The organism is Amycolatopsis sp. CB00013 (assembly GCF_001905755.1).
In the GTDB taxonomy this organism is placed as follows: domain Bacteria; phylum Actinomycetota; class Actinomycetes; order Mycobacteriales; family Pseudonocardiaceae; genus Amycolatopsis; species Amycolatopsis japonica.
On sequence record NZ_LIWC01000003.1, the window covers coordinates 1,280,309 to 1,292,297 of the forward strand.

Here is an 11,989-nt window from a genome sequence, read left to right on the forward strand (position 1 = left end):
CAGAGGACGAAATGCGGAAGGGTCAGAAGCCGGCGACGCGTTGCGAGGGCAGGCCGCGCGTCGTGATCCCGCGCAGGACCTCGACGCGGTCCGAGCCCGGTCGCCCGAGCACCCAGCTCGACCCGGGCACCTCCTTGGCCTGCTTCTTCAACGGTGCCAGCAGCCGGGAAGCGTCCTTGTAGGACCGGATGGCGCCGTTCCCGCACACCAGGGTCGCCAGCGAGACCGTCACCGGGAGCCCGTCGGCCGACCATGGCGTGTCCAGCAGCGCGGTGGCGACCGTGCCGATCTCGTCGACGTCGCAGGCGATCAGGAAATCGTCCCCGCCCACATGGCTGACGCGCATCCGGCGCAGCCGGGCCTCCAGATCGGTGAGCGTCCGGCCGAGCGTGCGGATCAGGTCGTCGCCCGCCGCGAACCCGGCGGTGTCGTTGACCGTCTTGAACGAATCGACGTCCAACCAGGCCGCGACGAACGGCTCCCGCGCGTTGATCCGGCGGTCGACGTCCCTCGCGACCGCGTCGCTGCCGGGCAGGCGGGTCAGCGGGCTCAGCGAGACCGCCTCCTCGACCTTCGCTTCCGCGACCCCGCGGACGACCTCGTTCACCAGCACCACACCGACACATCGGCCGCGGTCGTCGACCACGACGACGTCGTCGCCGGTCCGGCCCCAGTCCGCGTCGGTGACCAGTTCGAGGAATTCGAGCGCGCTCGCGTCGGCGTGGATCGTGTGCGGCCGGTCGGCGAGCCTCGACGCCGGCCGCTTGGCGTGCAGGGCGTGGCCGTACAACCCGGTGACCGCGACCAGGAACCGGGTCCGGTCGATCGACCACTGTGGACGGTGGCGGTCGTCGATGCCGACGATGCCGCTCGGGCCGTCGGCGGCGGCCAGCACCTCGCGTACGTCGTCGCAGGTCGCGTCTTCCGGCAGCGTGGTCGCGGGCCGGAGGAAGTCGCCGACGCGGCGGGCGCGGGCGGTGCCGGGGATGAACGGCCCCGGCGCGTCCGGCGCGGGCAGCGGCCCGTGGTCGCCGTCCGGCGGGGCGAGCAGGTTGCCCTGCGCGATCCGCACCCCGAGCCGCCGGGCGGATTCCAGCTGCTCCGTGGTCTCCAGCCCGGTCGCGACCAGGCGGTTGTCGGTGCGTGACGCGAAGTGCAGCACCGCTTCGACCACCGCGACGGCGGCCGGGTCGTGCGGCAGGCCCCGCAGCACGCTGCGGTCCAGTTTCACCAGGTCGACGGGCGCCGAAGCGAGCAGCGTCAGCGGGAGGTCGCCGCGGCCGAGGCCGTCGAGCGCCAGCCGGAAGCCGAGTTCGGTGAGCCGCCGCATACCGGTCAGCAGCAGGTCGGCGGGGATCTGCGTGAACGGCGGCCCGATCTCCAGCACCACGTCCCTCGTCCGGCGGCCTGCCAGGCTGAGCGCGTCGGTCAGCGGGTCGAACTGCGACGGCGGCGCGGCCACCGTCCGCGCGGACAGGTTCAGGTGCAGGGGGAGGGCGGCCTGCGGTTCGCGCAGCTGCCGGACGGCCTCGGCGGCCAGCCCGACGTCGACCTCGGCCAGCCTGCCGTTGCGCCGGGCGTCGGCGAGCAACTCGTGGGCGGTCCCACGGCCCGGCCGCGCCAAGGCTTCGAACGCGACGACGCCACCGGTGTGCAGGCTGTACAACGGCTGGTAAGCGAAGCGGACAGCGATCTGCAACGTCACAAGCGCATATTCGCGGGTGACGGCGCGAAACAAAACACGTGTCAACTGATGTTCATCGCGAAGGCACCTGGGTTACCTAGAACGGCGTAACGCACGCCACCCGATCAGGTGTTTTCTTACTTGCCACGGTGACAATCGGAAAAGTGCCGACATTGCTTCGGTCGTACCCGAAACATCTTCGCGACCGCTCGTGAAAGCGCGCTGGAGCTCCGTGGGCAACGTGAAGAACAGATCGAAGAACACCGGGACCAGTTCGGGCGGCATCCCGCACAACGCGCGCAAGCCATGCCGTCGCAAGCCGTGCACGGTGCGTGCCGAGGACGGCCACAGCGCCCGATGCGCGGCCGACGCCACCGCGGCGGGGCCTCGATCCCAAGCCTGGACGACGGCGTCCGCGACCGGCTCCGCGAGCCGCACCGACGTCGCGACGCTGTACCCGGTCGCCGGATGCACCAGCGCCCCGGCGGCCCCGAACGGCACCGTCCGCCCACGCCGGGGCGCGGGCAGGTCGAGCACGATCCGCACGCGTTCCTCGCGCCCGTGCGACCTCAGCCCGACGGCCCGGAGCCGGGCGCGCAGCCGTGCCGCCAGGACGTCCAGCGGAAGTCCGGGTTTGCGGGCGAGCGAGGTCTCCTCGACCAGGACGGTGCCGTCGCCGAACGGCAGTACATAGAGGAATCCGGACTCCGTGTCCCGCCAGTCCATGAACACGGCGGTGTCCGGGCGGTCGACCAGGCGCAGCGCGTCCTCGGCGGGGAGGACGACGCCGAACGCCGTCTGTTCGTACCGGTTCCCCGGGGGCCGGGCGCCGGTGGCGTCCACGTACAGACCTGTCGCGAGGACCCGGCCGTCCTCCAGGCGTACCGAGGAACCCAGCCGTCCGTGGTCCACGCCGGACACCGTCCCGGCGACGACGTCGTAGCCCTCGTCCAGCCACCGGCGCAGGCCGTCGTTGTCCACCACCAGGTAGCGGCGGTCGAGGACGTGCGGTCCGGTTCCGAAGGCGAGCGTGGCCGACGGCGCGCACGCGACGGCGCTCGTCGGCAGCGCGGGCAGCTCGTCGGCCCACAGCCCGTAGGTCGCGCGCCAGCGTCTGCCCGGCGCCGGGTCGATCAGGACCGTCGCCAGGCCGCGCCGGGCGCAGGCACGCGCGAGCGCCCGGCCCGCCGGGCCGCCACCCGCGATCACCACGTCCGCCACCTTCGTATCTCATCACGCCGCCCCGACGGATACGGTGTTGCGCATGGAACAGACGGACCCGAGGACGTGGCGGCGCGATCCGGCGAGCGAGAGCGCCGGGTTCACCGACCTCGCCACGAGCCCGTTCCGGATCGACCGGGACCGGATCGCCGCGTCGCCCTTCTTCGCGCGGCTCGGCGGCGTGACGCAGGTGGTCAGCGCAGGCGGTTCCGGGCTCCTGCACAACCGCCTCACCCACAGCCTCAAGGTCGCGCAGGTCGCCCGCGCGATCGCCGAGCGGATCAATTCAGCCAGTGATTCGGCCGAGCTCGCCGCGAAACTGGGCGGCTGCGATCCGGACGTCGCCGAGGCAGCCTCGCTCGCGCACGACCTGGGGCACCCGCCGTTCGGGCATCTCGGCGAGCAGACCCTGGACCGGATCGCCCGGCACCGGTTCGGCCTCGCCGACGGTTTCGAAGGCAACGCGCAGTCCTTCCGGATCATCACCACGACCGACGTGCGCGGCCCGTCCGCCTCCGGTCTGGACCTCACCACGGCGGTGCGCGCCGCGGTGCTGAAATACCCGTGGGCGCGGTTGCACGTGCCCGATCCGCATCCGACGTCGATGGACGTCCAGCCACGCGGCGCCGCCGAACCGGCCGACGCGCCCGGCACGGGTGCGAGCAAGTTCTCCGCCTACAGCACCGAACTCGACGACTTCACCCAGGCGCGGGCCCCGTTCGCCGGCCGGATCGAGCCTTGGCAGCAGACCGTCGAAGCGTCCGTGATGGACACCGCCGACGACATCGCGTACGCCATCCACGATCTCCAGGACTTCCACCGGATCGGTGTCCTGCAGCACGCCCCGGTCGCCGCCGAGTTCACCGGCTGGGCCGACCACGCGGCGGAACTGGCCGCGCTGGACGACGCCACCTTGACCGCCGAACGGCGGCTGCCCGGCCGTTCGCTGGAACGGCTGCGCCGCCGGATGCACGCCAAGGACGGGTGGATCGTCGACGACGACGCTTTCACCAGCGCCGTCGCCCGTGTGCGCGACGAACTCGTCGACGGTTTGCTCGCCACCGGGTTCGACGGTTCCATCGAGGCCGAACAGGCCACCGCCGCCTTCTCCGCGAAATGGACCGCGCGGCTCGTCGACGGCGTCCAGGTGGTGGCGTCGCCCTCCACCCGGACAGGCCATCTCACGCTGCGTCCCGCGCAGTGGCACGAGGTGCAGGTGCTGAAATTCGTGCACCGGCGGTTCGTCCTGCTGCGCCCGGAACTCGCGCTGCACCAACGCGGACAGGCGAGCCTGGTGACCACCTTGGTCGACGCGCTGGACGCGTGGCTGCTCGACCGCGACGAGTTCTACCGTCTCCCGCGACGGCTGCACGATCTGGTGGAACTGGCGCGGTCCGAGTTCTCCGCGTTGGCGCGGACGTCGCCGGAGCTGCTCATCGGAGCGACCGGGGAACCGGTCACCGGCGCGGACGCCGTACGGGGCCTGGCGCGGGGACGGGCCGTCGTCGACTTCGTGGCGTCGCTGACGGACAAGCAGGCGGTGACCCTTTTGGACGGCTTGTCGGGCCGTGCTTCGCAGCCTTGGTCGGACTCGTTCGTCCTGTAACGACACGATTACCCTGAACGGCCCACGACCTGCGGCCGAATCCGGAAATTCTCCATCCGACGTCACCCGAACGGCTCCTGCCGCCGGTGCACGCCCGGTACTTAGCTTGATCCAGCCGGTGATCGCCGGCGTCGGTCAGCGTGAGTCGGGGCACGCGCCTAGGAATCGGAGGCGCACGTGCGTCCAACCCGTTCTAGTAGGAGAAGAAGAACGATCCTGACCGCGGGCACCGCGGCCCTCGTCACCGCGCTCGGCCTGGTGAGCCCGCCCGTCGCGATGGCGGAGACCACGCAGTCCCCGGACGCGTTCTCGGAGAACACCGTCCGGCAGATCGAGGCACTGCAGTCGATCAAGAAGAGCCAGAACGCCGGTGAGTCCAAAGTGGACAGCCGACTGCTCGTCGAACAGAAACTCCGCGCGCAGCGGATGTCGGCCTCCGCGGTTCCCGCACTGGGGTCTGGGGCGAATGTCTCCGCGGCCGGCACCGTGCTCGTGGACATCCGGGGCCAGGTCTCGGAAGAACTCCTCAAGGGACTGCGTGAATCCGGTGCGGGGATCCGCGCGGTCTCCGAGCGGTACGGCAGTGTCCGCGCCGAGGTGCCGCTGAACGCGGTGCCGGCGATCGCGGCCCGCGCCGACGTCAAGAAGGTCGAGACCGCCAACGAGGCGTTCACGGCCCGCCAGCTCGCCGAGCCCGCCACCGCGGGCAAGCGGGAGAGCAAGGAGGAGAAGGCCGCCCGGATCGCGGACGAGCTGAAGAAGGCCTTCGAGGCCAAGGGACAGGTCGGTATCGCGGCAGGGCCGACCAACAGCGAAGGCGACCGCGCGCACAACGCCGACACCGCCCGCCAGCAGTTCGGCGTCACCGGCGTGGGCACCAAGATCTGCGCGTTGTCCGACGGCATCGACTCGCTCGCGACCTCGCAGGCACGCGGCGAACTCCCGGCGGGCGTCGACGTGATCCCCGGCCAGGAAGGCGACGGCGACGAGGGCACCGCGATGCTCGAGATCATCCACGATCTCGCGCCGAACGCGGCACTTGGTTTCGCCAGCGCGTTCAACTCCGACGCCAGTTTCGCCGACAACATCCGCAAGCTGCGCTTCGACGCGCATTGCGACGTCATCGTCGACGACGTCCTGTACTTCAAGGAATCCCCGTTCCAGGACTGGATCATCGCCCAGGCCGTGAACGACGTGACCGCGAACGGCGCGCTGTACTTCTCCTCGGCCGGTAACGAGGGCAACGTCGCCGACGGCACTTCGGGCCACTGGGAAGGCGACTTCGTCGACTCCGGCAAGAGCATCGGCAAATACGCCGGTACCGCGCACAACTTCGCCGGTGCCGCGGGCAACCAGATCTTCCAGCCGATCTCGAGCGCGTCGGGGCGGGTGCCGGTCACGTTGTTCTGGTCGGATCCGCTGGGCCGCTCGAACAACGACTACGACCTGTACCTGCTGAACGCGGCGGGCAACGTCGTCGACTTCAGCCAGGACGTCCAGACCGGCACCCAGGACGCCTACGAACGGGTGGACACCACGGGTGTCGCCGGGCTGCGGCTGGCCATCGTCAAGTTCTCCGGTGAGGGCCGCTACCTTTCGCTGTCCGCGCTGCGTGGCCGGTTCACCGATTCGGCCGACGGCCTCAAGGCCTACACCAAACCCGGCGTGACCGTGGGCCACTCGGCCGCGCGGGACGCGTTCAGTGTCGCGGCGGCCCCCGCGGCCAAGGCGTTCCCCCGTGCCCTCGAACCGGGCGACCCGGCCAACCCGGCGGGCCCGTTCCCGGCGGCGTTCGGCTCGGGCTCGAAGGTCGAACGGTTCACTTCGGACGGTCCGCGGCGGATGTTCTACCAGGCCGACGGCACCCCGATCACTCCCGGCAACGTGTCCGGGACCGGTGGCGAGGTCCGGAACAAGCCGGACATCACCGCGGCCGACGGCGTCTCCACCAGTGTCACCGGCTTCACCACGTTCTACGGCACGTCGGCCGCCGCGCCGCACGCCGCCGCGATCGCGGGCCTGGTGCTCTCGGGCAACCCGGGGCTGCCCCCGGCCGAGGTGCGCGAGGCGCTGATCAACACCGCCGTCGACATCCTGGCCCCCGGCCGCGACAACTCCAGCGGCGCGGGCGTCATCCTCGCCGACAAGGTGCTCGCCTACACCGGTGCCAGCCCGCAGCCGCTCGCGTCCGCGGGCCAGCCGACGGTCACCCCGGCCGACGGCGGATCCGCGCTCGACCCGGGCGACACCGCCAAGATCACCCTGCCGGTGACCAACCGCGGCGACGGCACCGCGACGTCCACCAGTGTCGTGCTCTCCAGCCCGACCCCCGGTGTCACGGTGGCGCCGCGGTCGAAGTCCTACGGCACGATCAGCCCCGGGCAGACCGGCGTGAACGACTTCACCATCACCGTTCCCGCCACGCAGGAGCTCGGGGTGCCGGTGGTGCTGAACGCGCGCGTGACCTTCGCGGGTTCGTACTCGCCGACGACGTCCACGTTCTCGCTGCCGGTCGGCACCCCGTCGCCGGTGACGCAGAACTTCGCCTACGCCGGTGACGCGGTGGCGATCCCGGACAGTGATCCGACCGGCGTGACCGTGCCGATCACGGTGAGCGGTGTCGGGCGGGCGTCGAAACTGACGTTCTCGGTGGACGGCGCGACCTGCAACACCGACCAGACCTCGGCGACCGTGGGCATCAACCACTCGTACGTCGGTGACCTGGTCGGCACGCTGACGTCGCCCGCGGGCGCGAAGGCGACCGTGTTCCAGCGCAGCGGCGGTTCGGGCAACAACCTGTGCCAGGTCGTCTTCGCCGACAACGCGGCCGCCGCGTTCAGTTCGGTGACCGCGGCGAACGCGCCGTTCACCGGCACCTACAAGCCGGCGCAGGCGCTCGGCGGCCTGGCCGGTGCGGCGGCCGACGGCACGTGGAAGTTCACCGCGGTCGACGTCGCCGGTGGCGACACCGGTTCGATCCGATCGATCTCCTTGCACATCAACGGTTTCGTGCAGCCCGGTGTGGCCGAGCGGCCCGCGGGTGTCGGGAAGTCGGTGGGGAAGGGGCCGGTGAAGCCGGTCTAGTCCTCCGGTCACGCGAGTCACGCCTTCGCGCCCGCGTGCTTGAAGGCGTGACTCGCGTGCTTGAGCGCGACACTCGCGTGTTTGGAGCCGTAACTCGCGTGTTTGGAGCCGTGACTCGCGTGATTGAAGGCGTGACTCGTGAGTTTCGCCTTCAATCACGCGAGTTCCGCCTCCCCGCACGCGAGTTCCGTGCCTGAGCACGCGAGTGCGGGGTTGCCGATCCGGTTGGGCCCCGTACGTTGGACCCATGGCGAGGGAGCGGCAGGTGGCGGGCGGGGGCCGGGCGGTCGAGGTCGCCCCGGATCGCCTCGAAGGCTGGTACGCGCGCTTCGCCGTCCGTAACGAAGGCGTCCGTTCGACCGAACTGAAGCCGGACACCGTCACGGTCGTCGCGGACAACGGCGTCGTCGCCGTCGCGACCGTCCCTTTCGGACCGTTGAAGGCGGTAGGAACGGTGACGGGATTGGCCGTCGGCCCGCTCGTCGAGCACGCGCTGATCTCGCGGAGGATCGCGCTCCTGCTTGTCCGCCGCGGCGGGCACAGCGTCGGGATCGCGCGCGGGGGAGTGGTCGTCCAGTCCAGGACGGACCGTCATCTCGTCCAGGGCCGGTCCGCGGCGGGCGGGTGGTCGCAGCAGCGGTTCGCGCGGCGTCGGGAAGGGCAAGTCCGCACAGCGCTACGGGCCGCCGCGGAAGACGCCTTCGAGGTACTCGTCCCTCAACTGTCCGAAGTGGACGCCGTCGTTCTCGGCGGTGACCGCCGCGCCTTGGAAACCTTGCGTGAGGACAGGCGGCTGGCGCCGTTGTTCGAGCGGGCCGAGCCCCGCGTTCTCGACATCCCCGAACCGCGCCGCACGGTGCTCGAAGACGCGGCGGAGCGGGCCGTCGCGGTCGAAATCACCCTCGCCGGGCCGTGACGTCGGGCACGGTCGGATAAAATCGTTCGACAGCGGCCCGTACACTGATCGCGTGGACATCCTCTTGGAGTAGCTCCTCGCCGGCCCGTCGGCCGGCGAGTCGAAGCTGTCCGCTCATCCACCCCTTGTACCGGGAGTTCCCGTGATCACGGCCTCTGGCCTGCAGCTGCGCGCTGGTTCGCGCATCCTGCTCGACGACACCAACGTCCGCATCCAGCAGGGCGACCGCATCGGCCTGGTCGGCCGCAACGGCGCCGGCAAGACCACCTCGCTCAAGGTGCTGGCGGGGGAGGGCGAGCCGTACGCGGGCGAGGTCCGCCGCAGCGGCGAGCTCGGCTACCTCCCGCAGGACCCGCGTGAGGGCGACCTGTCCGTCACCGCGAAAGACCGTGTGCTCTCCGCGCGCGGTCTCGACTCCTTGCTGCGCAACATGGAAAAAGCGCAGAACGCGATGTCGGAGCTGGTGGACGAGAAGGAACGCGACAAGGCGGTCAACCGTTACAGCCGTCTCGAAGAGCGCTTCGCCTCTCTCGGTGGGTACGCCGCCGAGAGTGAGGCCGCGCGGATCTGTTCCAACCTCGGTCTCGCCGACCGGGTGCTCGCGCAGACGCTGCAGACGCTCTCGGGTGGCCAGCGCCGCCGCGTGGAGCTGGCCCGGATCCTGTTCGCCGCCGCCGAAGCGGGCGCCGGCGGCAAATCCGAGACCATCCTGCTGCTCGACGAGCCCACCAACCACCTCGACGCCGACTCCATCAACTGGCTTCGCGGCTTCCTGAAGCAGCACGACGGCGGTCTCGTGGTCATCAGCCACGACGTCGAACTGCTCGCGGACGTGGTCAACAAGGTGTGGTTCCTCGACGCGACCCGCGGCGAGCTCGACCTCTACAACATGGGCTGGCAGCGCTATCTCGACGCGCGCGCCACCGACGAGAAGCGCCGCCGCCGCGAGCGCGCGAACGCCGAGAAGAAGGCGTCCGCGCTGCAGCAGCAGGCCGCCAAACTGGGTGCCAAGGCGACGAAGGCCGTGGCCGCCAAGAACATGGCCCGCCGCGCCGAGCAGATGCTGTCCGCGCTCGACGAGACCCGGCAGGCCGACAAGGTCGCCCGGATCAAGTTCCCCGAGCCCGCCCCGTGCGGCCGGACCCCGCTCACCGCGGAGGGGCTCTCGAAGTCCTACGGTTCGCTCGAGATCTTCACCGGGGTCGACCTCGCCATCGACCGTGGTTCGAAGGTCGTCGTGCTCGGATTGAACGGTGCCGGAAAGACGACTCTGCTCCGCCTGCTCGGCGGAATGGAAACTCCGGATACCGGCGAGACCATTCCAGGTCACGGATTGCGTTTGGGCTATTACGCACAGGAACACGAAACGCTCGACCACGATGCGTCCGTGTGGGAAAATATCCGTCACCTCGCGCCGGACACCGGCGCGCAGGAGTTGCGGAACCTTCTCGGCTCGTTCCTGTTCACCGGCGAGCAGCTCGATCAGCCCGCCGGCACGCTCTCCGGCGGTGAGAAGACGCGGCTCGCGCTCGCCGGTCTGGTGTCCAGCGCTGCCAACGTTTTGTTGCTCGACGAGCCGACGAACAACCTGGACCCGGCCAGCCGCGCCCAGGTCCTGGACGCTTTGCGCAGCTTCGCCGGAGCGGTCGTCCTGGTGACGCACGACCCGGGCGCGGTCGAGGCGCTGGAGCCGGAACGCGTGATCCTCCTGCCGGACGGAACCGAGGACCATTGGTCGGCGGATTATCTGGAACTTGTCCAGCTTGCGTGAGGCCTGCGTCCGTTCGGGTGCTTGATCGATGCCATCCGGCCACTGAAATGGCCCAATGTGATCGCGGTTTCAGCAGTTTTGCGCTCGTCGTCTGGCATTCCGGCGCTCAGTGTTCGATCATTGCGGCGACAGGGGCCGTTATGTGGCCCAGAACACTCTCGGCGGGAAGGCGATCGACGTGGCTGATCTCAAGAAAGGCGCGCGGATCACCGGCAACACGCGTGACAAGCTGGCCGCTGACCTGAAGAAGAAATACGAGAAGGGCTCGAGCATCCGCGCTCTCGCGGAGTCCACGGGTCGCTCGTACGGCTTCGTGCACCGGGTCCTCTCGGAGTCCGGCGTCCAGCTGCGCGGCCGTGGCGGTGCCACCAGGGTCAAGAAGAAGTAGTCACGAGGAAGTAGCGGACTGCTGCGCGGGGGGCGCAGTTCCCTTTCCAGGGACCGCTGTTTCACGGGGTTCCGCGGCGAGGAAGGCCAGCCTGGCGCCGAGCAGGACCAGCGGATACACCAGGTAGCCGTACCGTGTCGCCGGAGTGAGCATGATCAGCGCGACCAGCCCGACGGCCATGCGCAGCAACGCGTCCGAACCGGTCGCGGGCGGGCGTCGCAGCAGCCAGACCAGGATCGCGACGGCCGCGATCCCGAGCAGGGCGAAGGAAACCGCCGTGCCCACCGGGCCGAGCGAGGCGATGAGGTGGCCGGGCAGCGGGCTCGCCGCCGGTGACTTGATCACGCCGATTCCCATCGGGAACCGGAAGACGTGCTCGACGAACGCCTTGGGGTCCACCAGATAGACGGGTACGTGCAGGACGAGGGTCGTCACCACGAGTGCCGCGGCGAATCCGCCCAGTGCGCGAGGACCACGCCGCGTGATCAACAGGACACCCAGCACCACGATCGCCGGCGCGACGATGAGTTTCGCGCTGACCACCAGTGCCAGCACCAGACCCGACAGGACCGCGCGGCCCGTCGAGGCCAGTGCGAAGGACAACGCCAGCAGTCCGACGATGGCCAGATCCGGGCCGGCGACCGCCCAGGTCAGCGCGGTCAGCGGGCAGGCGAGGGCGAGTTGTGCCGCGCTGACCGGGATTTTCGGCCACTTCAGCAGCCGCAGCGTCAGCAGTACACATGCGACGGCCGCCAGCGCGAACATCCAGCGCGCGTCCGTGAGGGCGTTCGCGACCGGCCCGCCGCCCAGCAAGGCGCGCGGCAGGCCGAAGACGGTCATCACGGGACCGTATGGCGTGTAATCGTTTACTTCCACCGCGCGACCGAGTGCGGTGACGTCGACGTACGGGGTTCCGTTCTCCAGAAGGAGTTTCGCCGAGCGTTCGATGACCCAGACCTCGGGCTGCGCGGCCCACGAGTTCGGCGTGACGAGCCAGTCCACTCCGGTCAGACGGCGAATGACGAGCATTCCCAGCGGAAGGATCATGGCGAACAACCCGATGGCGCCGATACCCACCCACCGCGAGCCGAGCGCGCCGGGCAGCGCCTTGCCGCGCCGCGCGGCGATCGTCAGCCAGCCGGTGTGGACCACGGCGAGGCCGTAACCCGCGACGGCGAAGTTCGCCCACACGCGATAGCCGTAGAATTCCGCGACCGCCGTGTTCGCGACGGCGAAGATCAGGCAGCCCGTGTAGAAGACCAGGTCGATGGTCAGTCGTCGCCGGTCTGGGTCCTTGGTCACCGGCCCAGGCTACCGAC

General features: G+C 70.1%; 8 protein-coding genes. 5 read left to right on the plus strand and 3 right to left on the minus strand.

Annotated elements, in window-relative coordinates; translation table 11 throughout:
- Window positions 1-22 precede the first annotated feature (22 nt).
- Both AMK34_RS25600 and AMK34_RS25605 read right to left on the minus strand, forming a co-directional pair.
- The gene (locus tag AMK34_RS25600) at window positions 23-1,705 is read right to left on the minus strand and encodes a GGDEF domain-containing protein (RefSeq protein WP_073847025.1); all 1,683 of its coding nucleotides are present in this window, start codon (window positions 1,703-1,705) and stop codon (window positions 23-25) included.
- A 72-nt stretch (window positions 1,706-1,777) separates the two neighbouring features.
- Window positions 1,778-2,905 carry a lycopene cyclase family protein gene (locus tag AMK34_RS25605; RefSeq protein ID WP_073847026.1) on the minus strand — a complete coding sequence of 376 codons (1,128 nt, stop codon included), beginning with the start codon at window positions 2,903-2,905 and terminating at the stop codon, window positions 1,778-1,780.
- 43 nt (window positions 2,906-2,948) lie between these two features.
- Here AMK34_RS25605 and AMK34_RS25610 point away from each other — a divergent pair, with 43 nt between their 5' ends.
- The 5 genes from AMK34_RS25610 to AMK34_RS25630 all read left to right on the plus strand — a co-directional run bounded on the left by AMK34_RS25610 (window position 2,949) and on the right by AMK34_RS25630 (window position 10,670).
- On the plus strand, window positions 2,949-4,511 hold the full coding sequence (locus AMK34_RS25610; RefSeq protein WP_038515465.1) for a deoxyguanosinetriphosphate triphosphohydrolase family protein: 1,563 nt from the start codon (window positions 2,949-2,951) through the stop codon (window positions 4,509-4,511).
- A gap of 213 nt (window positions 4,512-4,724) precedes the next feature.
- Window positions 4,725-7,595, plus strand: coding sequence for a S8 family serine peptidase (locus AMK34_RS25615; RefSeq protein ID WP_073847191.1), 2,871 nt, complete (start codon window positions 4,725-4,727; stop codon window positions 7,593-7,595).
- 247 nt (window positions 7,596-7,842) lie between these two features.
- Window positions 7,843-8,511, plus strand: coding sequence for an acVLRF1 family peptidyl-tRNA hydrolase (locus AMK34_RS25620; RefSeq protein WP_038515463.1), 669 nt, complete (start codon window positions 7,843-7,845; stop codon window positions 8,509-8,511).
- 142 nt (window positions 8,512-8,653) lie between these two features.
- The gene (locus tag AMK34_RS25625) at window positions 8,654-10,282 is read left to right on the plus strand and encodes an ABC-F family ATP-binding cassette domain-containing protein (protein ID WP_038515461.1); all 1,629 of its coding nucleotides are present in this window, start codon (window positions 8,654-8,656) and stop codon (window positions 10,280-10,282) included.
- Between the two features lie 178 nt (window positions 10,283-10,460).
- On the plus strand, window positions 10,461-10,670 hold the full coding sequence (locus AMK34_RS25630; protein WP_003071237.1) for a helix-turn-helix domain-containing protein: 210 nt from the start codon (window positions 10,461-10,463) through the stop codon (window positions 10,668-10,670).
- Here the strand turns inward: AMK34_RS25630 and AMK34_RS25635 are convergent, their stop codons facing one another.
- Window positions 10,671-11,972 carry a glycosyltransferase family 87 protein gene (locus AMK34_RS25635; protein ID WP_073847027.1) on the minus strand — a complete coding sequence of 434 codons (1,302 nt, stop codon included), beginning with the start codon at window positions 11,970-11,972 and terminating at the stop codon, window positions 10,671-10,673.
- Window positions 11,973-11,989 lie beyond the last annotated feature (17 nt).